19 protein-coding genes are annotated in these 20,772 nt (G+C 66.2%); 8 read left to right on the top strand and 11 right to left on the bottom strand.

Going from position 1 to position 20,772, the window contains the following annotated elements:
* The first annotated feature begins 477 nt into the window (after nucleotides 1-477).
* Complete coding sequence (locus ASD42_RS16485) at nucleotides 478-1,800, top strand: lipase family protein (protein ID WP_439956246.1); 1,323 nt, start codon at nucleotides 478-480, stop codon at nucleotides 1,798-1,800.
* A 193-nt stretch (nucleotides 1,801-1,993) separates the two neighbouring features.
* Here the strand turns inward: ASD42_RS16485 and ASD42_RS16480 are convergent, their stop codons facing one another.
* From ASD42_RS16480 to ASD42_RS16470, 3 genes are all read right to left on the bottom strand, one after another.
* Nucleotides 1,994-2,806, bottom strand: a complete 813-nt coding sequence (locus tag ASD42_RS16480) for an MFS transporter (RefSeq protein ID WP_268793528.1) — start codon at nucleotides 2,804-2,806, stop codon at nucleotides 1,994-1,996.
* Nucleotides 2,807-2,883: 77 nt separating this feature from the next.
* On the bottom strand, nucleotides 2,884-3,492 hold the full coding sequence (locus ASD42_RS16475) for an NUDIX hydrolase (protein WP_056817620.1): 609 nt from the start codon (nucleotides 3,490-3,492) through the stop codon (nucleotides 2,884-2,886).
* Nucleotides 3,493-3,917: 425 nt separating this feature from the next.
* A complete protein-coding gene (locus ASD42_RS16470; RefSeq protein WP_056817618.1) occupies nucleotides 3,918-5,438 on the bottom strand; it encodes a phosphatase PAP2 family protein in 1,521 nt (506 codons plus the stop codon).
* Between the two features lie 323 nt (nucleotides 5,439-5,761).
* Here ASD42_RS16470 and ASD42_RS16465 point away from each other — a divergent pair, with 323 nt between their 5' ends.
* Nucleotides 5,762-6,418 (top strand): nitroreductase family protein, encoded by a 657-nt coding sequence (locus ASD42_RS16465; protein WP_056817616.1) that lies wholly within the window; start codon nucleotides 5,762-5,764, stop codon nucleotides 6,416-6,418.
* Nucleotides 6,419-7,604: 1,186 nt separating this feature from the next.
* Here the strand turns inward: ASD42_RS16465 and ASD42_RS33860 are convergent.
* Together ASD42_RS33860 and ASD42_RS16460 are read right to left on the bottom strand one after the other, a co-directional pair.
* Nucleotides 7,605-7,850: an Lsr2 family DNA-binding protein gene (locus tag ASD42_RS33860; RefSeq protein WP_442938654.1), complete on the bottom strand. Its 246-nt coding sequence runs from the start codon at nucleotides 7,848-7,850 to the stop codon at nucleotides 7,605-7,607.
* Between the two features lie 223 nt (nucleotides 7,851-8,073).
* The gene (locus ASD42_RS16460; RefSeq protein ID WP_056817615.1) at nucleotides 8,074-8,316 is read right to left on the bottom strand and encodes a YncE family protein; all 243 of its coding nucleotides are present in this window, start codon (nucleotides 8,314-8,316) and stop codon (nucleotides 8,074-8,076) included.
* Nucleotides 8,317-9,622: 1,306 nt separating this feature from the next.
* On the opposite strand from ASD42_RS16460, the gene ASD42_RS16445 reads away from it, so the two are divergent.
* From ASD42_RS16445 to ASD42_RS16430, 4 genes are all read left to right on the top strand, one after another.
* Nucleotides 9,623-10,426, top strand: a complete 804-nt coding sequence (locus tag ASD42_RS16445) for a HEAT repeat domain-containing protein (protein ID WP_162256210.1) — start codon at nucleotides 9,623-9,625, stop codon at nucleotides 10,424-10,426.
* Nucleotides 10,427-10,473: 47 nt separating this feature from the next.
* Complete coding sequence (locus tag ASD42_RS16440; RefSeq protein WP_131816481.1) at nucleotides 10,474-10,776, top strand: hypothetical protein; 303 nt, start codon at nucleotides 10,474-10,476, stop codon at nucleotides 10,774-10,776.
* Nucleotides 10,766-11,152, top strand: a complete 387-nt coding sequence (locus tag ASD42_RS16435; RefSeq protein ID WP_056817609.1) for a hypothetical protein — start codon at nucleotides 10,766-10,768, stop codon at nucleotides 11,150-11,152. Before ASD42_RS16440 ends, ASD42_RS16435 begins: the two co-directional genes overlap by 11 nt.
* 105 nt (nucleotides 11,153-11,257) lie before the next feature.
* Nucleotides 11,258-12,631 carry an FAD-dependent oxidoreductase gene (locus tag ASD42_RS16430; protein ID WP_056817607.1) on the top strand — a complete coding sequence of 458 codons (1,374 nt, stop codon included), beginning with the start codon at nucleotides 11,258-11,260 and terminating at the stop codon, nucleotides 12,629-12,631.
* Nucleotides 12,632-12,643: 12 nt separating this feature from the next.
* Here the strand turns inward: ASD42_RS16430 and ASD42_RS16425 are convergent, their stop codons facing one another.
* The 5 genes from ASD42_RS16425 to ASD42_RS16405 are packed head-to-tail and all read right to left on the bottom strand — an operon-like array spanning nucleotide 12,644 to nucleotide 18,504.
* Nucleotides 12,644-14,014, bottom strand: a complete 1,371-nt coding sequence (locus tag ASD42_RS16425; RefSeq protein ID WP_056817606.1) for a hypothetical protein — start codon at nucleotides 14,012-14,014, stop codon at nucleotides 12,644-12,646.
* A 9-nt stretch (nucleotides 14,015-14,023) separates the two neighbouring features.
* Nucleotides 14,024-14,860 carry an ABC transporter permease gene (locus ASD42_RS16420; RefSeq protein ID WP_056817605.1) on the bottom strand — a complete coding sequence of 279 codons (837 nt, stop codon included), beginning with the start codon at nucleotides 14,858-14,860 and terminating at the stop codon, nucleotides 14,024-14,026.
* Nucleotides 14,861-14,880: 20 nt separating this feature from the next.
* Complete coding sequence (locus ASD42_RS16415) at nucleotides 14,881-15,828, bottom strand: ATP-binding cassette domain-containing protein (protein ID WP_056817603.1); 948 nt, start codon at nucleotides 15,826-15,828, stop codon at nucleotides 14,881-14,883.
* A complete protein-coding gene (locus ASD42_RS16410; protein WP_056817601.1) occupies nucleotides 15,825-17,087 on the bottom strand; it encodes a glycosyltransferase in 1,263 nt (420 codons plus the stop codon). The genes ASD42_RS16415 and ASD42_RS16410 overlap by 4 nt, the downstream gene beginning before the upstream one ends.
* 4 nt (nucleotides 17,088-17,091) lie before the next feature.
* On the bottom strand, nucleotides 17,092-18,504 hold the full coding sequence (locus tag ASD42_RS16405; RefSeq protein ID WP_084787178.1) for a condensation domain-containing protein: 1,413 nt from the start codon (nucleotides 18,502-18,504) through the stop codon (nucleotides 17,092-17,094).
* Between the two features lie 796 nt (nucleotides 18,505-19,300).
* Here ASD42_RS16405 and ASD42_RS16400 point away from each other — a divergent pair.
* Both ASD42_RS16400 and ASD42_RS16395 read left to right on the top strand, forming a co-directional pair.
* Entirely contained in the window at nucleotides 19,301-19,876 is a 576-nt protein-coding gene (locus tag ASD42_RS16400; RefSeq protein ID WP_156677488.1) for a hypothetical protein, read from the top strand.
* 78 nt (nucleotides 19,877-19,954) lie between these two features.
* On the top strand, nucleotides 19,955-20,356 hold the full coding sequence (locus ASD42_RS16395) for a YybH family protein (RefSeq protein WP_056817596.1): 402 nt from the start codon (nucleotides 19,955-19,957) through the stop codon (nucleotides 20,354-20,356).
* On the opposite strand, the gene ASD42_RS16390 is transcribed toward ASD42_RS16395, so the two are convergent.
* A complete protein-coding gene (locus ASD42_RS16390) occupies nucleotides 20,357-20,698 on the bottom strand; it encodes a hypothetical protein (protein WP_056817595.1) in 342 nt (113 codons plus the stop codon). It lies immediately after the preceding gene.
* Nucleotides 20,699-20,772 lie beyond the last annotated feature (74 nt).

Genomic DNA, 20,772 nt, shown 5'->3' with positions numbered 1-20,772 from the left:
GCATTATTAACGCCGCCCGCAACACGCTTGAGCCCGAGTTCGCCCTGGCCGCTGAGCGATCCACGCCCTCGCCACCTACCCCTGTGGAAGTGGGCGACGAGACGGCAGGGGCGATGTAGCTGCCGTTGTTCTGGTGGGGCGGGAACGGATCCCAGATGCCGCCGATGGGGAGTTGTTGGCGTATTCGGCGCTGAGCATCGGTGGAGGTTCCTTGCTGGTGGGGGTCTGACCGGGGGCGTCTTGATCACGGCCGTGGTGGGGTGTCGAGAGGGCCTTGGCCATCACCCGGTGACGCCGTCAGGCGCGGCGTCGAACGAGGGGTTCCGTACTGATGAGTAACCATGTTACCGTTCCGAAGTCGCGTTGACGTGATGAACATCATCTCTGATGTCAATCGAGACCTGAGTTACTCGGCGACGGTGCCGAATTGAATCCACGGGGAGTATCTGAATGCGTAGGAATCATGGGTTGCGCTCGATGGCGAGTGCTCTGCCCAGTTCGGTTCGGGTGGTGGCCGCGACGGTAGCCACTGCGTGTGTCGCCACCATCGGCGTAGCAGTGGGAGGCATCGGCGTACCCCAAGCTGCCGCTGCTCCGGTGAGCGCGTTCTACACCCCGCCCGCGCAGATTTCTAGCACGCCCGGCGCGATCGTCAAGACCGAACCGATGAGTATCCTCGCGACGGCGCCTACCGCTGCGGGCTGGCCCATCGATGCCACGCGTGTCATGTACACGACGCAGTATCAGGACGGCTCTCCCGCCGCGGTCACCGGAACCTACATCGAGCCCCAGGGGCCATGGCAGGGCGCGGGGGCTCGCCCGACCGTCGTCATCGGGCCCGGTACCGCAGGCCAAGGCGATCAGTGCGCCATGTCGGTCGCCTTCTCCACCGGCCTCACCTTGTCCGCCGATCCCTCGCTGTCGTTGTCGGCCAACCAGGAACTGCCGTCCTCGGCGGCCTGGAGTGCACTGGGAGCGCGCGTCCTGGTCACCGACTACATCGGTCTGGGCACTCCGGGCATCCATACCTTCGCCAATCGGATCGAAGGTGGGCACGCCATCCTCGACGGCGCTCGCGCAGCCAACGCCCTCGGCGGCGTCGGGCCGGAAACACCTCTTGTCCTCTGGGGTTACTCCCAGGGCGGCGGCGCCACCGCGGGTGCCGCGGAACTGCACGACAGCTACGCACCTGAACTCAATCTCAAGGGCACTTGGGCAGGCGGACCCACCGCCGATCTCGCCGCGATCCTTGCCCGTATCGACGGTGCCCTGATCGGCGGCGCCATCGGATTCGCCATCAACGGACTGCTCGCCCGCTACCCCGAACTGAACGCGGCTGTTGACCGTGTGACCAGCCCGGCTGGACGAGCCATGCTCGAAACCCTCAGCAATGAGTGCGTCGGCGACATCATCATCAAACACCCGTTCCTCAAAACCAGCTCGCTCACCAACGACGGCCGCCCACTGATCGAACATCTGCGCGACATCCCCGAGGCCGCTCCCGCCCTCGCCGAACTTCGTATCGGCAGCGTCGCTCCTCCGACACCGGTGCTGATCACCAGCGGCCTCAACGACGACACCGTCCCCTACGGCCAGGCTCGCCAACTCGCCGAAGATTGGTGCGCGAAAGGTGCCACGGTCACCTTCCGCACCAATAACCTGCCGCCGATCCTTTCCGGCGCGACCATTCCGAATCACTTCGGACCCGAATTGATCGACGGATTCGGACCTGACAACGCGATCACCTACCTGCTCGATCGCCTGGCCGATAAGCCGATCACCGGCTGCACGTTCAACTGAACCATTAGGCGGGGACCATCGATCCGCGCGACGGGTGGTTGAGCTCGACGTTTCCCTCCATCAAAGCCCTCGCGGAAGATCATGGACCATGTGCTGGCGTCGCCGGCTTCTGTGAGGGTGCCCTGATCGCATCGGAAGTCCTTCATCGCCAAGCCTCGGGGGCATGACTCGAGGCTTGGCGACGTGCGCTTCTTTACTGCAATGTCCGCTTGGCGATCGCCCATCCATGAACGAGCCGGGGTCTTTGAAAAGGACGGCCCCATCGCGATTCCTGTGCTTCAGACGGTGGGGGAGAAGGAGGCGGAAGCCTTCCTGGCTTCCGCGGTTTGGCGAATGTACAGGCACGAGCCGATCGACTTTCCGAATTGGCGTCCTGCCGTCCAGGTAGCCCGTCGACATCCCCCGAGAAGCCCTCGCTGCGCCTGCGATCGCTACCGACCCGGTCCGACCACACACCGATCGCCGGACAACCCACGCCGTACACAGCCAATGCGGCGGTGGTGTACGCGGCGGCAACGGTATTGGACAGGCTGCGGGTTTCGGTGAGCAACGGAACGCCCCACAGTCCAGCGAAGGCGTAGAAGGTGCTGTTGGTGCCGACCGTCGCCAACAGCAACGGCCACAGTTCGCGTCGCCGCAGGGCGGTGCGCAGACCTGCCCGCGCCCCACCGCTCGGGACGCCGGCCTCAACGAGACTGTGTGGCGGCCGGTTACGAACCACGGCAGCCACCGCGACCGATAGCACAACTCCGGCGACCGCGGCGACCGCGAAGACTTCCCGCCAGCTGTAGCGTTCCAGCAACCACGCCGTGGGCGAACCCGCGATGATCGCCCCACAGGTGGCCAGCAGCATCGTCACGCCGGTGACCAGGCCATAGCTTCCCGCCGAAAACCCTCTCTTACCGGTGGTCAGAGTGGAATCGAACGTGCGCTGCCCAACCGACGGGCTGGAAGGCTCGATCGACGCCGCAGTTCCGAAAGATCGTCGAGACCGCCTGACTGCCAAGGAAACTCACTTGCCAAGCCGACAACCCGGTCCTCAACCTCATTGAAACCTGCCGATGTGGAATCCGTCGTCACCGGCTACCTATGTGTCCACACGGGCTGCAGCAGGTCCGCGACCCTGGTCTCGCGACCGAGTAGCACGACATCACGGAACTGCAGCAGCATCGCGCCGGTCGGAGCGTGGATGGTCATGGCATCGCCGAGTCGCATCTGCAGCAGGCGGGTTCCATCCGGTTGATCGGCCCAGTATGGAACCCCGTCGGCGGCGAGCCGATCGAGAGCAACGAAATGCACCTGGTGCACCTCATGGTTGGGAGAGAGGACGCCGGGGTTGTCGAGCGCCACTACGATCGGCGTGATCGCGAAACCGGAGGCCGCGGGGAAATCGTCCAGCCGGCCGAGCACCTCTGCGGGGGAGGCATCGAGGCCGAGCTCCTCCTGCAATTCGCGCAGGCCGGCCGCGACAGTGGTCTCGTCGCCGTCGACCCGTCCGCCGGGCAGTCCCCATTGCCCGGCGTTGCGGCCGCGGTAGGCGCGTTTGATCACGATCACGCAGGGCTGTCCGTCATGTTCGAGCACACACAGCACCACTGTCGCGCGCCGCCTCCCAGGTTCATCCGCCACGGCTTGAACATCGAACCCGCGCAATCGGGTTGTGGCCACGTCCCGGAAGTTCTGCACACTCATCCATCGAGCATCCCACTATCGGAGATCGGCACGGTATCAAACCAGTGGTGGCGCAGACCTAATCGAGTCTCGAGGCCAGCTGGTAATGGCCTCGCGTATTAGGAGGTTGACGTTTCGGTTGAAGTGCTCAGTGCTCAGTGCTCAGTGCTCAGTGTGCGAAGTGTATTCCCGTTCTGATCCGTAATTCGTCGAGCGAGATACCGTAGGTCGCGCGGACACCGACCTGTGCGGCGCCGAGTTCGAATTTTGCGTAGTCGCTGTAGATTCGGCCGACGCAGCGGCGCCCGGTCAGCGGGTAGTGCATTCTTCCACCAGCTTGGACCGGCCGTCGCGGGTGAACAGCGACAGCAGGTCGTGCAGGCGCGAGAGCATCGTCAGCGTCACCGTGCGCTGGTCGGGGTGGCCCTGGTCGATTCGGCCGACGATCAGCTCGCGGATGAACTGCGCCGGGCAAGCCGAGCCTGTGGGAGTGCCGACCTATCGCCGGTCGAGACGGGTCGCACGACCCACCAGACGATCGCGGTCCATATCGAGGCCAGCAGGATCGAGCCGATGATGTCGGTGGGGTGGTGGGCTCCGGCATAGAGTCGCTGCGCCGCTACCAGCGCCGAAATCAGGAGTGCCGCGGCGGCGAAGACCCGGTACTGCCATCGGCGTGTGGTGGCCCACACCAGCGCGGCGGTGCCGGCGTAGAGCGTCAGTGAGGCGGCGACGTGCCCGGAAGGGAAACTGGCCGTGGGGGGAAGGTCGGGATTGAGGTGTGCGACCCGGGGCCGGTCCCGGTCGACGATCGCAGCGGTGGTGAGGAATAGCGTGATCTCGCCCAGCAGCGCCATGCCGAGGAACAACACCGGTCGCCAGCTGCGCGCGATGCCCACCGCGAGTGCTGCGACGATCAGAGCGACCGTGATGATCGCGAAAGTATTTCCGATCTCGCCGAACACACCGAGGATCGACGTGAGCGTGGAATTACGGTGCTCGGCGAGCATCGCCACGACGCGGTGATCCCACCCCAGGACAGCGGTGTCGGTGTCCAAGGTCCGCACCAGTTTGCCGATTCCCACCAGCCCACCGACGAGCAGCACCCACGCGACCGCGAGCTCGCCGATCCCTCGCCATGGGTGCGGCAGCGTGGGCGGATGCTGAACCGGGACCGGTCGCAAGTCGTCTTCTTCGGCCGGGGCGACGTCGCCGGGTAGGGGGCCGGTGCTGTCGATCCGGGCGTCGCGACGCCACCGGTGAAAGGCGACAGTTGCCAGTACGAGCCACAATGTGCCGAGCAACCAGCCACCGAGGACATCGGTGAGGTAGTGCACGCCGAGCGCTATCCGGCTCACCCCGATGGCGATCACGATCCCCACTGCGAACACGGTCGCCGCGCGGCGTGCGCCCGCTTGCCAGGTGGGCGTGAAGACCAGCAGCACAACGCCGTAACACACCAGTGAACTCATCGCGTGTCCGCTGGGAAAGCTCCAACCGTCCGTGGTGTAGACGGGCTCGTCCACCACCGGACGTAACCGTGCGACAAGCTCTTTGACGACCGGGTTGAGGATCAGGCCGCCCGCGGCGGTGAGCACCACGTAGACGGCAAGTCGGGGGAGACGACGCAGCAGCAGCCAGATGGTGGCGACGGTCAGCACCACAACCAGCGTGCTGGTCGCTCCGAGTTCGGTGATGCCGGTGACTATGCTCTGCAGGGCCTTGTTATCCGCCACCACGGCGACCAGGTGGTCGGTGACCGTTTGATCCGCGGTCTGCATCGGTTCCCACCGCGTCCGGACCAGTGCGGTGAGCACCCCGAACCCGATACCGATGCCCACAGCGCCGAGTAACGCCGCGGCACTGCGGACAGCGAATCGTTCGGCGGCCTCGGCCTCGCTGTGATGCGCGACGACGGAGCTGTCAGCGCCCGTCGCGACATCCCCGTCGCGTTGGTCGACAGACAATGCAACACCTCCTGCGATCGTGCGGCATCGCCGACCAGCGAGAACCGCGACAGGCCACCAGTGAACTCCGGTTGCCGGATATCGTTGTTGTTCATGGCTTCCCGTTACAAGCGGTCGCAATCAATCGAGAAATCACTAGCGCGATCCCCGCGCGCGCCGCGGGGCACGCTCATTCTCTGCCCCTCGGGCCGCATTTCTGATTACAGCCGGATCGCCGAGCCCGCGACCGGATGGGCAGTCGAATTCGTGGTGTGCTGAAGATGGCGATGCCCGTGACAGGATGACGGGGCGATCCTGATACCGAGCGCAAGATGGGAGAACGTATGACTGTCGAGTTCCCGCATCTCGACCTGTCCGCTGACGAGGTACTGACCACGACCCGGTCGGTGCGCAAACGTCTCGACCTGGATCGGCCGGTGCCGCTGGAGGTGGTCACCGACGCATTGGAGGTGGCGCTCCAGGCGCCGTCGGGCAGTAACCTGCAAGGCTGGCATTGGATCGTGCTGACCGATCCCGAGCCCAAGAAGATCGTGGCGGAGTACTACCGCAAGTCCTACACCGCCTACGCTGCGGCGGGTGCGGCCGTGCGGCAGGCGAAGCCGCCGAAGGACGCCGATACCGCGGAGAAGGTGGCTTCGAGTGCGACCTATCTGGCGGAGGTGATGGAGCAGGTACCGGTGCTGGTGATCGGTGCGATCCACGTTCCGGGTGGGCAGATGCCGGAGGGGAACCAGGCCGGTCTGTGGGGTTCGCTGCTCCCCGCCGCCTGGAGCTTCGCGCTCGCACTGCGTGAGCGCGGCCTCGGGTCTGCGTGGACCTCACTGCATCTGGAGTACGAACGAGAGGTCGCCGAGGCGCTGGGAGTTCCCCCGAGTATTCGGCAGGGTGTGCTCTTGCCTGTTGCCTACACGAAGGGCACCGACTTCAAGCTCGCCAAACGCGCCCCGCTCGACACAGTACTGCACGTCAACAAATGGTAGTGCTGGCCGATTCGCCCGCAGCTTCATCTACGCCGGCGGTCGAGAAGCTCTCTTTCTGGACTGCGCAACACGTTCACTCTTGCGGTCTCGGTCCGCTGATCTGACACTGTTCGGCTGTGTGCTCGATGGTGTTGCCGAACCCTTCGAATCGATCTCCGCCGAGAGCATGCCTTTAGGTTGATCGCAGAGTCCGGTGACCGAAGCCGACGCTGAGGATTGGAGAGAGGTCGTCACCGTACCGGGCCGCAGTCAGCTACTTCGGCGGCGTTGACCGCGACGCTGTTGACTTCGGTGGCGGGGCCCGAGCCAGGCTCGGCACCCGTAGGCTCGATCGGTACACGCCCCCTCGACCACTGCGACGCCGTGCTCGTGCGCGTCCACGCCTACACCAGCTTCCTTGGAGGTCGAGGCCGTACATGTCGAGGCCGAGCTCAGCGGCCGTGGTGGTCCTGAGGATACGCAGTGACCGCCCGCGCGCATGACCGGACATCGAGAAGGCGCGACCGCGGGGTAACGACCGACGGCGCCCATCACGCGAAGCGTGCGGCCGAATTCGACCCTGGTTGGTTCGGAGGAGTCGGGGCCCTCCCAACTCTTGTATGCGTGTCCTGCCGAGAGGAGTGACGGGGGCCTTCATCCTCCCGAATGGTCTACGCTAGCAGCCTCATTCCGGGTCAGAATGTCAGAGCTGCGCCGGTCATGGGTGTGGCGAGTCTGGGGGTCGGTGCCTGGAGTCGTGGCTGCGGCGGTCGCGGTAGGCGCAGTGGTGGGGTGTCCGATACCGCTAGTCAAGCGGTGGCCGATGCCTACCGGAAACTGAAGGATCTGGTTTCGAGCCATGTTGGTCCATCGAGTATGGAATCACCAGAGCACCAACTCGATTCGGCCGCCCGTGTGCTGTGCTACTTGAGGATTTACAGCACGTAGGCGCCGAGAGTGATCGGAGGTTGCTGGCCGCTGCACAGACGTAGCGGGTGGGTCGAAGTGGTCCGCAGCGTTCAGAACCTCCGTCGACGCGCCGGTTAGTACCCGGCCCGGTCGCGTCACCCGAACCGCAGGGCACACCGCAGGGCTGCTCGCCGTTGGCGGATGGTCGGGACTGGTGTCGCTGACGGGGGTCTCCGCAGGTGGGGACGTCGGTATCAAGGTGAACATCACCCAGCTTCGTGCCGACCAACCTTCTGCTCTACGCAGACGCAGCCTCGTAGGCGGCGATAAATTCGGTCGAGATCTGTCCGCAGGTCGACACTGTGTGACCGTTCTTGCTGGCCCATGCACGAATGTCAGCAAGATCGTTGCGCCGAATCGGTGCGCTCGCAGGAGTTTGCGCGGTGAGTCGGCCGGTGGATATCTTGGCGCGGCCGATTCGGCGGGCGTAAGGGAGCCACTGGTCGAACGTGTCGCGCAACTTGGTGGCGTTGGTATCGGACAGGTCGATTTCGTAGGCGACTCCGTCGATTCGAAGGTGGCGGTCTCGTCGGCCTCGGAGGTGCCGTCGAAGTCATCAACAAGGCTGACAATGACTTTGCGTGCCATAGGGATCCATTTTCGTTCGAGTACAGAGGGCGTCTACCGATCGTCGTAGCCAGCACGGAGCATCCCAATCGGGGCATACTGGACTCCCATCCCCAAGAGACGGCTCGGGGGCAACGCAGTTACCGGCGCCCCGCGAGTACGATGACCGTGCCTCGTTCCGAGTCGGTCGCATACACATTCTGTGTGCGTGGATCAACGGCAATGCCTTGCGGCTTGCCGCCGACATCAACCGTTGCGACGACCGTGTTCGCCGCAGTATCGAGTGCAAGGTGTGCCGCGTCGCGAACGACCTTCACGGTGGCTGTCAGTGTCCGGGAACGGATGTCGATCGCGTGGACGCTACCGGTCTCGCGGTTGGCCACGTAGGCAATGTGTCGGTGGGTGTCGATGACGATTCCGTGCGGTCGGGTCAGTGCGTCACGGCGTCGGCGGAGCGGTCACCGAGGGGATGTCGCCAGGTGCGGCGTGCGCTCGCACTACGCGGTGTCTTCGCGAGCACGGTCGCCTTCTCCTTCGGTTCGGCTGAAGGACGGAAGGTCTGCCTGCTCGTGCCGGTGCGACGGGCGAGCCGAAGATCGGCCTTGGTCTGATGCAGGCGCTGCGATGAACGGTGCGCGCCGGCGGTGAGCAGGACCAGGCCGAGCATGCCGAGGGCTCCGAGCACGACTGCCCACAGGAACAACGTGCCCGACGTTGCGGTGATGTGGTAGCCGAGCAGGCTGAAGTCGTCGCTGAGTGTGTGGGCGGGTCCGCTGTTGCTCAGTACGCCCGCCGTNCCTTCTCCTTCGGTTCGGCCGAAGGACGGAAGGTCCGCCTGCTCGTGCCGGTGCGACGGGCGAGCCGAAGATCGGCCTTGGTCTGACGCAGGCGCTGCGACGAACGGTGCGCGCCGGCGGTGAGCAGGACCAGGCCGAGCATGCCGAGGGCTCCGAGCACGACTGCCCACAGRAACAACGTGCCCGACGTTGCGGTGATGTGGTAGCCGAGCAGGCTGAAGTCGTCGCTGAGTGTGTGGGCGGGTCCGCTGTTGCTCAGTACGCCCGCCGTGCCGATCACGACCGCGGCGATGAGCAGGACCAGGCCGAGGAAAACAATCATGACAGTCTCCGAATCCGGTGACGCCGGTATGCGTGTGGTGCCGCTCGCCCGCCGGCCGCGTGCGAGTCGAGTCGATGAGCGGACCGACGATCGGGATGCCATGGTGCACAGTTACCCGGCGTCACCGCCCTTCACTGTGTGGGATACCCCGATCCGAGCGGGCGACGCAGCTGCCGGGGCGCGATTGTCGAGATGTCACCGCTGGCGATCGGAAGGCTGGTCCCCGAAAGCTTCACGGCGGGTCCGCGATTCGGGGTGGTACCGGCAGGGTGGGGTCGGCGAACCGCCGCAGCACGAGTACCGCGGAGAGCCCGTTCGGCTCGAGCCCCTCGCCGGCCGCCCCGCCAGATCTTCCGTGGTGGCCTTCCCGACCCGATTGGCAGTGGCACTGATCTACTTCACTCAGTGACCTCCTGAAGCGGCGGCGCCAAGAGGGCACATTCGAGAAACGCGGGATTTGTCGGTCCAGCGTTCGCGTGGTCTGGGCGCTGATCAATGGTGTACCAAGGGTACGGCGCTGTGACCTGCGGCGTGTCGAGTATCCGACTGATCGCCAGGTACCGTTGGGCGGTGAACCCAGCTGATGTGCGACTCCTGAAAGACGGCGATCTCGAGACCCGCGAGGACAATCTGCGGCTCCTGCTCGTGCGGGCTGAGGACGGCGATACATCCGCCAAGGAGACATTGCGTGCGCTCGTGCGTGACTATCCCGACTACCACCGGTCGCTCTACAGCAGGGCATTGAACCGGGCGGAGGTCTTCGGTGACGACACCCTGCGCGAACCTTTGCTCGCGTCCCTTGCCGACACTCGCTACAACTGTCAGGCGTGGGCCGCGATGGGCTGCGCGGCCCTCGGCATCCAGGAGGCGGTCCCGGGCTTGGTCGCGATGCTGGATCACCCGCAGGACATTGCCCGAGATCAGGCGGTGATCGCCCTCGGCGTACTCGGCGACGAATCGGTCGTCCCGGTCCTCGCGCCCCTGCTGCAGGACTCGATCAGCGGAATGCGCGAGCGCGCCGCCGAAGCGCTCGGCATGATCGGCGGCGACGCGGCGCTGGCCGCCCTCTGGGACGAATTCGAGAATCGCCGCTACTACCGCATCGGCTACATCGCCAGCGCGTTGTCGGAATTCGCCCCGGACATCATTCCGAGGCTGATCGAGGCGGCCGCAGGCGACGATCCCGACAAGCGGTACTGGGCGGCCGTCGCCCTCGGTTCGACCGGCGACGATCGCGCCGTGCCGACACTGGAACGACTGATGGCCGACGATCGTGGCTCCACCGTCTTCGACGGCATGGTCAGCGTCGCCGCGAAGAAGGGCCTGCGCACGCTACGCCGAATCCAAGCCGCGATCGCCGCCCGCGAATCCTGAGCGCGCAGCCCGGGAGAGTTGTCGGTGCCTGACGATAGTCTCGTCCGGTGTCAGTGAATATCGATGTCGCCCTGACTGTTCGGGGGCTCGCGAACGAACGCGAGTGGGTGGGGATGACCGACTTGCTCGTCGAGGTCTTCAAGGACGAGCGACTCGAGGACGAGGTCTTCGTCTGGATGGAGGAGACCGCGGACGGCCTGTTCGTCCGCGCGAAATCGGACTACCCGGTGATCTTCAGCGGATTCTTCCGCTGGAGTGGGGCGTTCGAAGATCGCCTCACCCGCCGGGTGACAGCACTCGTCCCGCAGGCCCGCGTGGCTTTCGACTGGGGGTATCCGGATGAAGAATGACGAAACCGGCCACGAGTGGACCGATGTACTACCGGACGCGGCGCCGACGATCCACCGAAACCTGGACGTGACGGTCGGCGAGCGCACCCTGACCACACTCACCCGCATCCAACTCGGCTATTGGATCAGCAAACTGAAATACAGTCGCGGCGGCCCGTTCATGACGGTATCCCGTCCCGACCACCCCGAATTCATCCAGACCTACCGCCACAGCGACACCGACTACTACCTTGAGATCCGCTCACCCGATTCCCTCGACGAGTTGGCCTCGACGACCGTGCGAGACGGTGAAACGGTCGCTGACCTCATCTGGGAGTGGTTGGAGCGCAAGGGAAGTCGACTCGACGCATTGCAATGGGAGCGGCGCACGATCTAGGAATCGCGCGATATGTCCGCGAGAACGGCACTCGGCGTCCGTCCTGAACCGGTGACTCGCGGTGCTGGTGGCCGAAACCGCGACGTGCTCTCGTACGGTGGTGGCATGGGCGGACGGTTGGTGGTTGTCGGTGCGGATGCGACAGGGATGGCGGCGGCGTCGCAGGCGCGGAGGTTGCGCGATGTCGGTGAGCTCGAGATCGTGGTGTTCGAGAAGGGCAACCACTCCTCGTACTCGGCGTGCGGGATTCCGTACTGGGTGGCCGGGGATGTTCCCGGTGCCGATGATCTGATCGCGCGGTCGGTGGCCGAACACCGCGCTCGTGATATCGATCTGCGGATGCGGACCGAGGTGACCGAGATCGACCCGGTGGGGCGACGGGTGCTTTCTCGCGATCTCGACACCGGTGCGCAGGGGTGGACGGGTTACGACCAGCTCGTGCTGGCCACCGGCGCGACGCCGGTTCGCCCGCCGCTACCCGGTATCGACGCCGAGGGCGTGTACGGCGTGCAGACCCTCGATGACGGGCAGGCGCTCATCGACGGGCTGGAGTCGGCGACCGGACGGGAAGCCGTCGTGGTGGGTGCGGGGTATATCGGTGTCGAGATGGCTGAGGCACTGGTGCGTCGGGGATTCGAGGTCACCATGATCACCCGAGCCGCTGAACCCATGTCCACGCTGGACTCGGACATGGGCGCGCTCGTGCGAAAAGCTATGGAAGGGATGGGAATACGGATCATCCGTGATGTCGAGGTGACCGGCATGCGGACGGCCGCCGATGGCAAGGTCTGTGCGGTGACCACCGCCGATGCCGAGTATCCGGCCGCTGTGGTCGTGCTGGGGATAGGCGTACGCCCGGCGACTGATCTCGCCCGTCAGGCGGGGCTTCCGCTGGGCGAGAGCGATGGTCTGCTCACCGATCTCGCCCAGCGTGTGCGCGGGTACGACGACATCTGGGCCGGTGGTGATTGCGTGGAGGTGCTGGACCTGGTGTCGGGCACACTCCGGCACATCCCGCTCGGCACCCACGCCAACAAGCACGGGCAGGTGATCGGATCGGGCGTCGGTGGCGGTTATGCCACTTTCCCCGGTGTGGTCGGCACGGCGGTGAGCAAAGTGTGTGACCTGGAGGTGGCTCGAACCGGTTTGGGGGAGAAGGACGCTCGGCGCGCCGGGTTGCAGTTCCACTGTGTCACCATCGAATCCACCGGCCGCGCGGGGTATTTTCCCGGTGCGGAGCCCATGACGGTGAAGATGCTCGCCGAACGTCGCACCGGTCGCCTGCTCGGTGTGCAGATCGTCGGTCGCGATGGAGCCGCCAAGCGCATCGACATCGCGGCGGTGGCTCTCACCGCGAGAATGACAGTCGAACAGGTCACCGCCCTCGATCTCGGCTACGCACCACCGTTTTCACCGGTGTGGGACCCCGTCCTCGTCGCCGCGAGGGCAGCGGTCCGTGCGGTGGCAGAGGGTCGATGACCACCTCGAAAGTCACCAGAAGCTGGGTGTGAGGCCCCACGATTCGAACTCTGCCGACAACAGCTCGCGCAGGGCAGCGCGGGTGGGGAAGCGGTCGGGGTCAGCACCGGTGACAGCCAAGGTGACCATGTGGCCGTCGGTGGAGAAGGAGAGGTTCACGCCTACCTCTACTCGACGGAACATGGTGGTGTCGTTGGTGCAGACGACCGGGCGCATGAGAACGGCGGAGGCGTGATTGCCCGCGAAATCCGCTACGCCGCTGGCGGTTTCACCGAGGTTGGTGCACAGGCATTCCGGGGCTTTGGCGGTGCGGGCGAAGTGACGCAGGACGAAGCGGGGGAGGATCATCTGCAACGGTTGTAGGTGTTGCAGGGCAGGTGTGGTGGCCGGGTCTCGGTAGGCGGTGGCGGCCCGCTTCACGGCCGAGCGGACGGCGGCGAGGTCGATGCGTTCGCCGGTGCGGTAGGTGACCGAGATCGGCAGGCCGGTGGTGGCGTTGGCGCGGGGGTCGTCGGGCGTGCGCATGGAATGGGGGATGTCCACGCGGATGTCGGCGGTGTCGCCGACGCGCCCGCTGCGACCGAGGATGCCGGCGCCCAGCGCGATCAGGAGCCCGTTCGTGGTGCCGGAATGCCTTGTGGCGGCGGCGTTCCACTCGGCGAGGTCGAGCTGGACCACCAGGTCGGCCGGTGACCACTGGGTCGGAAGGGGGAGCGCTGGGAGTGCGGGACGGACGGTGCGGTCCGGCTCGGTGACGCCACGGGTGGCGATCGCCGCGCGAATCCCCTTCGCGACCGCACGCAGCTGTCGGCCTGCATCGAGCACGTTCGCGCTCAACGAGTTCTGCGGTGGTTTGCCCACCAGCTGGCCCGAACCGGTTGTGAAGTCCGGGCTCTCATCGAGCCGTGCCAGCGCGTCGCCCACGGCGAACAGCACCGCGCCGCCGTCGGATGCCACATGCGAGGTCACCAGCGACACCAGCGTCCCACCCGCCGTGGTCGGCGCCGCGGACAGCCGCCACACCTGTCCTGTCTCGGGATCGAAGTCCACTCGGCTCTGCGCGAAATACCAGTCGAGGATCTCCTCGTCGGCGACGGGCACCGGATCCCAGCCCAGCGGCAGCGATTCCGTCGCGGGGAGCCAATAGGGACGGGCGAACGGAACCCGGGTCGGTTGCACACGGCGGGCCAGGAAACCCCGGGCCAAGTGGGCGTGGAAGCGGGCCAGCAGCTCGGGCGCCAGTGGCTCGTCGAACCGCCAGGCGAGCTGATTGACCAGCGCGTTGCCGTAGAGGCTGTGCAGCTTGAGGAACAGGTCGTCGTCGGCGGTGAGCCGGTTGACGGCAACGGACGCGGTAACGATGGCCGGGGCAGTGAGCGTCATCAGAACTCCTCAGCGAGCACGCAGGGTGCGGACGGTCAGGGGCGCGAAGACGGCGGCGATCACGAGCGAGGCCACCACCGACCAGAGCGCGTCGGTGCCGACGACACCGTCCTCGGCGAGCCCGCGCACCGCGGACACGAGGTAGGACACCGGGTTGTAGTCGGAGACGTAGCCAAGCCAGGTCGGCATCGCCGACTCGGGCACCAGCGCGTTGGAAGCGAAACTCAAGAAGGTGAGCACCAGCATCGACATGCCCTGCACCGCGGCGGGTCTGGACACGATGACTCCGATGAACGCGAACAACCAGCTGATCGCGATGGTGGCGAGGACCACGAGCACCGCACCGGCGACGAATCCGACCGGATGATCCGGGCGATAACCCATCGCGAACCCGACGATCACCACCGTGGTCGCGGCGATGACATACCTGGTGGCCCCGGCCAGCAGCGCCCCGGCGACCGGCGCCGACCGGGCGATCGGCATAGCGACGAACCGATCGAAGACCCCGCACCGAATGTCCTCGGACAGTTGCACTCCGGTGGCGACCGACGAGGTGAGCACGATCTGCACCAGCACGCCGGGAATCAGAATCGGTAGGTATGCCTGCGTGCTGCCCGCGATGGCCGTGCCGAAAATGCTGCCGAACAGCAGCGGCCCCACGATCGGCAGCAGCAGCGCGTCGTAGAGCAACTGCGGGCTGTGCCGGAAGGTGAGCAGACCTCGCCACGCCATCATCAGCGACTGGAACAGCGAGGCGCGCAGGCTGACATGGGTGATGCGGGGGCGGCGGTCGATCATCGGAGGCGTGGTCTGCTCGACGGCGATCTCGGTGATGGTGGCAGTCATGGTGGCCTCGGTCTTTCGGATCAGGCGGCGACGCGGTCGGTGCCGGTCAGAGCGAGGAATACTTCGTTGAGATCGGGACGGTCGACAGCGAAACCGCGCAGCGCGATGCCCGCGGCGCGGCAGGCGGCGACGATATCGGCGGCGGTGCCGGCATCGGTGAGCGCGACGGTGAGCATGCCCGCCGAAGACCCTTCGGGTACCTCGCCGGTGAGCTCGACGACGATGGCCTCCGCATGGGCGGACTGGGCGGCATCGGCGAGTTCCAGGCGCAGCACCTGGTCGCCGATCGAGGACTTCAGCTGCGCCGCCGTGCCCTCGGCGACGATCGTCCCGCGATCGATGACGGCGATCCGGTCGGCCAATGCGTCGGCTTCTTCGAGGTATTGCGTCGTGAGCAGGACGGTCGCGCCACGGGCGACGAGCCGCCGGATCACGCCCCACATCTTCTCGCGGGTATGCGGGTCGAGGCCGGTGGTCGGCTCGTCGAGGAAGATCAGCGGCGGGTCGGTGATCAGGGTGGCCGCCAGATCGAGCCGCCGCCGCATGCCGCCGGAGAACTGATTCACCGGCCGGTCGGTGACCTTCGACAGTTCGAATTCTTCCAGGAGTTCGACACTGCGGCGCGCGGCATCACGGCGGGAGAGCCCGAGCAGACGGCCGAAAAGCCGCAAATTCTCACCGGCGGTGAGGGTTTCGTCGACCGATGCGTACTGGCCGGTGAGCCCGATCATCGATCGCACGGCGGTGGCGTCGCGCGCGATGTCGTAGCCGAAGATCTCGGCGGTGCCGCGATCGGGACGGACCAGGGTCGCGAGCATGCGGACGGTGGTGGTCTTGCCCGCGCCGTTGGGGCCGAGCAGGGCGAAGACGGTGCCCGCCGCGATGGCGAGATCGACGCTGCCGACGGCGGTGAAATCACCGTAGGACTTGCCGAGACCGGTGGTGCGGATGGCGATATCGGTATTCACAGTTGCCTCCCGGCGGAATGGAGCAGGTCGGCGGGGACCGGAGAACCTGCCAGCGCCTCGACGACATCGGCGGCTCGCTCGACACCGTCGGTGGCGAAATCGGCGGAGTAGGACGCCGCGCGCAGGACCACGTCGGGACGCGAGACCAGATCGAGTAGTGCGTCGAGGCGTTCGCCGGTGAGCTTCTTCGCGGGAATCGTGGCCGCGAGGCCGAGTCGCCGCAACGCTTGGCCCCAGTAGGGCTGGTCTGCCTGGATCGAGCAGATCACCTGCGGCACACCCGCTCTCAGTGCGGCCGCGGTCGTCCCGGCGCCGCCGTGGTGCACGGCCGCGACACAACGCGGCAGCACCCGGGCATGATCGACCTGACCGACGATCGCGACGGCGTCCTCGAATCCCGGACCGATCGTCGCCCAGCCCGACGCGAGCAGCAGCCGACGACCTCGCCGGGCACACACCTCGCGCAGGGTCGCGACGAACGCGGCCGGATCGCCGACATCCATGGAGCCGAATCCGACGTAGATCGGCGCGGATCCCGCATCCAGCCAGGCATCCAGACTCGGCGACGACATCGGGGGCTCGGAAACCGCTGCACTGCTGAGGAATCCGTTCGAATCGACCGGAAAACCGACGAACGGACCTGGCAACTGTTCGTCTACACCAGAAAACAGTCGTGGGTCGTAAGCCTGAATTCGCACGCTGGCCGCATTCGGCTCGGTGATGACGGGCAGGACCGGGGCAAGGGCCGCGGCTCGGGCGCGGGCCAGCACCGACCAACCCCATCGGTGCAGGAACCCGGGGAGGTGGGCAGCCCAGCGCACCGGTGCGACAGGGACCGCGCTGTTGGGCTGGATCGGGAAGAAGTGCACGGCCGCGAACGGCAGTCCGACCGCCCGCGCCACCGACTCGGCGGCTTCCTCGCCGGCCATTCCCGCGACCACCACATCGTGTCCGGGTGCCAGCGCACGCAAGTCCTCGATCTGTTCGGGCACCCCACGTCGCTGCAGGTCGAACAGTGCCCGCAGCCGGGCGCGTGGATCGCGGCTGGTGAAGCGTCGGTCGGTGCGCTGCGCGTGCAGGAGATCGGCGGTATCGCGGCCGAACGGCACCGCGGGAACGCCGTGGTCATGGGCGAAGGTGACGAGGTTCGGCGCGAGCGCCAACGTCACGTCGTGACCGCGCTCGCGCAGCGCACGGGCCAGCAGGATGCCGGGCTGGGCGTCTCCTCGGCTGCCGGTGAAAGCCAACAGTGACCGCATCCGCTCATCCCGCCTGCACGGCGACACGGAGCGCGTCGGTAGCTGGACCCGCATGTACCGCGGCGGTGACCGACGACAATGCCTGCCCGAACGCGGTCAGGAATTCGTCCATCACCTCGGCGGGGAACCCCGCCGGGTACCGGGTCGACACGTACAGCCCGTCGGCCGCGCGCACCACCCACAGGAACACCTCGTCGGGTGAGTACGACTCCGCGCGCAAGGTCCGCCCACGCAGGTCGGCGACCAACTCGTAGCCCGGCAGGACCCGGATATCGAGGAAGGAGATGCCGAACCGCGGCGTCTCGGTGACATCGAGTAGACCGAGCACCCGCGACCAGGAGGCGTCGTTGGCGGTGCGCGAACGACGTAACGCGGCCCGTGCGAGGTCCATGGCCTCGGCGATGCCCGAGCCGGTGGGCAGGGCGATATCGACCGGCACCACATTGACGAACCACCCCATCGATTCCATCCAGCGCAGGTCGGGGCGGGTCGCGATCGGCATCACGGTGCGCATCCGGTTCGCGCCGAACCGCTGCTGATTGGCCACGGCCAACGCGGCGAAGACCGCTACCGACATCCGGTGCCGCACCTGGTCGAGGATCGCTTCGATCTGCTCGAGTTCGTCGAGATCGAGCAGCCGTCGCGACACGCTGGGCTGGGGTAGGTCCGCGGGAGCGGGCCGCTGGGCGTGCGGGGCGAAGCGCGGCATCGCACCGTCTGCGAGGAACTCGCGCCAGGTCGCGACCGCGGGGCAGGCCGGAACCAGTTCGGCCGCGCTCGCCCGTTCCAGGACGGCGAAGTCGGCCGCGCTACCGAAAGTGACGGACTCGCGCGCCTGGTCGCCCGCCGCGACCTCGCGGTAGAGCGTGCGCAGCTCGAGGATCAGAATGGCTTGGGAATAGGCGTCCATCACGGAGTGATCGGCGGCGACGAGGACCGTGAAATCGCCGGTGTCGGTGTGCTCGATCGTGGCCGCGAGGCAGTGTGGCCACACCAGTGGCGACAGACGCTCTTCGAGCGTGCCACGAAGGAATTCATTGATCCGGGTGCCGTCGGTGAGGTCGGCTACCGGCTGCTCGGCGATGCCGACGGCGGCGGGTGCGGCGACGAGTCTGCGCGGTTCGCCCGAGGCCGCGGTGCTCACCGTGGTGCGCAGGCCCTCGTGCCTGGCGTGCCAGCGCCGCAGCGTCTCGCCCCAGGTGGGGGCGTCGAGCGGGGCGTCCATCTCGAAGACGGTGCCGATCCAGCGGCCGCGACCGGGCAGTGGATCGGCGGGATCGACGCTCGCGCAGTAATCGGCGTGCACGCTGGTCAGCGGACGATCGTCGAGCCGCCATGCGTCGGCGGCGAGTTCGGGCGTCCACATCGACAAAACGCCTGAACGGATTTCGAATTCGGACAGGTGGGTGTATTCCATGACCGGTTCACCTCGTGACGAATGCATGCCGAAGCGGCGGAAGGGTGGGATTCGGGAGAACACCGCACTGTGTCACCTGATGCGTCGAACTTCGGCGGTAAGACATTTCCGTGAAGCCTCGGCGTGAGTGATCGTATATGTGATTCTGCTGAGAGGAAGACGGTGACGGGCATCACGGTTTCATTGAACAAAAGTCTGTCGCCTGCCGTTTTATGTCATCGCGTGACGGGTTCTCTTGCCGTGCTTCAGTGTTGGAAGTAGGCGCATTCGGGTACGTGATTGTCTCCAGATATTTTGTTCATTCCGGATGGGATGATCCTTGTATGCACGATCACACTGGCGGGGGCGGTCGTCCGAGTTTGTTTCCCTTGCGTTCACCTGCCGCGATTCATATATGTCGTTCGTTATATGGCGATCGGTGCATCCGCGGATTGTCGGCCGGTTATATCCGCCGCGCGGGGCCGGTGACCGGTATGGGGTCGTTGTCGGAAACCAGTACGGGGGTCGTCATCTGTCTGTTATCACAACGTTGCTCACTCGAGGCCGGTTGCTATGGTGAAGGCGCGAAGTGTTCGTCCGAATGTGAAGGAAGACAATGGGAAGCACTGCCCTCGACATCATGGCGTTGGTCCTCAACCGCGTCACCGAGTTCTGGAACTGGATGGCGACCGGATCGTCGGGATTCCCGCCGCTGTGATCGGCTGAGATCACGCTGCTTCTGTGAAACCCCTGGAGGCCGTTGGCTTTCGGGGGTTTCGCCGTTCCTCGGCGGGCGAGCCGATCGTAGAGTGGGCTGATGACGACGGTGGGGACGCGCACGACAGATCAGGCGCCACGGCGATGGTCGGTGGCGATGTGGGTCACCACCGGGTTCGCGACGGTGGCGATCGCGGTGACGCTCGTGGTCGACGCCACCCACATCGACCTTCTCGGCTGGGTTGTCGCGGTAGTGATGCTGCTGGCCTGCGGGGTGTCCTGGATGATCCTGGCGCCGATCGGGTGTGCTCGGTATCGGGAGTATCGGGCCGTCGTCGTCGCCCCGGTGGTGGTGATCGTCGGGCTGGGCCTGGTGTGGTTCGGGGTGCCGGACAAAGTGGGATGGTGGCTGTCGTCCGCGGCGATGACCGATGCCGCCCGGAATTGCCGGGAATCGGAGGGTCAGTGGTTCGGGGTCATTCGGGCCACTGGCGTCAGGCCCGACGACGGTGGATGCCAGTTCACTATCGATGACATGGCGATCGTCGGCGGTTTGGCCTACTTTCCGCCGGGAACTCCGCCGCCGGATCACGGCGGTGCGGGATATCAGCCCGTCTATACGCCCTATGACGGTAATTGGTACCGATTCGCGGTGACGCTGCACGAGCACCCCTGACCACCGTGCCGCAGGCCCGATTCGTGTCGTACCCCGGCGTTACCGTTGTCGCACAACCCGAGTCGAGGGAGGGTGGCGATGGCCGAGAATGTGCGAGAACGTGCGCAGCGCCCGGAAGATCTGAGCCGGCTGGTGGTCGAGCGATTGAACGCCGGTGATGTGGACGGACTCGTCGAGCTGTACGAGTCCGACGCGGTGCTCGCACTGCCGGATGGGGTCGTCGCGACCGGGGTGGACGAGATCAGGGCAGCCTATACGCGACTGGTCGCCGATCGACCCGTGTTCCAACCCGGTCACCAGGCGCCCGCCTTACTGGCGGGCGATCTGGCGCTGACATCGTCGCGTCTGCCCGGTGGCCCCGGCGCGACCGTGGAGGTGGCACGCAGGCAGCCCGACGGCAGCTGGCGCTGGATCCTCGATCAACCGAACGCGCCCTGGGTGGTCGGTGCACCGGCAGTTCGGTCGAACGTGCCCGGCTGATCAGTTCGGGTTCAGGCCGGTGGCGAAGACGACGACGACCTTGTCGTCGGTCACCTCGCTGACGCGAACATCGGTGCCGTTGCTGGCCTGGGACTGGCCGACCGGAACCGTGATCTGCTGGCCGCCGACGCTCAGGGTGACCATGTCACCGTTCACGGCCACGAGTTCGGTGTCGATACCGAGGATCGAGGCCTTGGCGCTCACGCCCCGGTCGAAGGTGACGGTGCAGCCGCTCACGGTGCATTCGGAGGTGGTGCCGGGTCCGGTCATGGTGCACGCGGAAACGGCGAGGGGAAGCAGGAGGGCGAACGCGGAAAGCGTGATCAGCCGACGAACGGGCATGGCAGTCAGTGTAGTGCGTCGAAGGCGCAACGGAACGGTCTCGCCAGGTTGCTCGCCGATCACACCGGGAATAC

The sequence above is a fragment of the Nocardia sp. Root136 genome (genome assembly GCF_001427185.1).
Taxonomy (GTDB): Bacteria; Actinomycetota; Actinomycetes; order Mycobacteriales; family Mycobacteriaceae; genus Nocardia; species Nocardia salmonicida.
The sequence above is the reverse complement of the archived record's forward strand: the minus strand, read 5'-3'. Positions and strand labels throughout refer to the sequence as shown.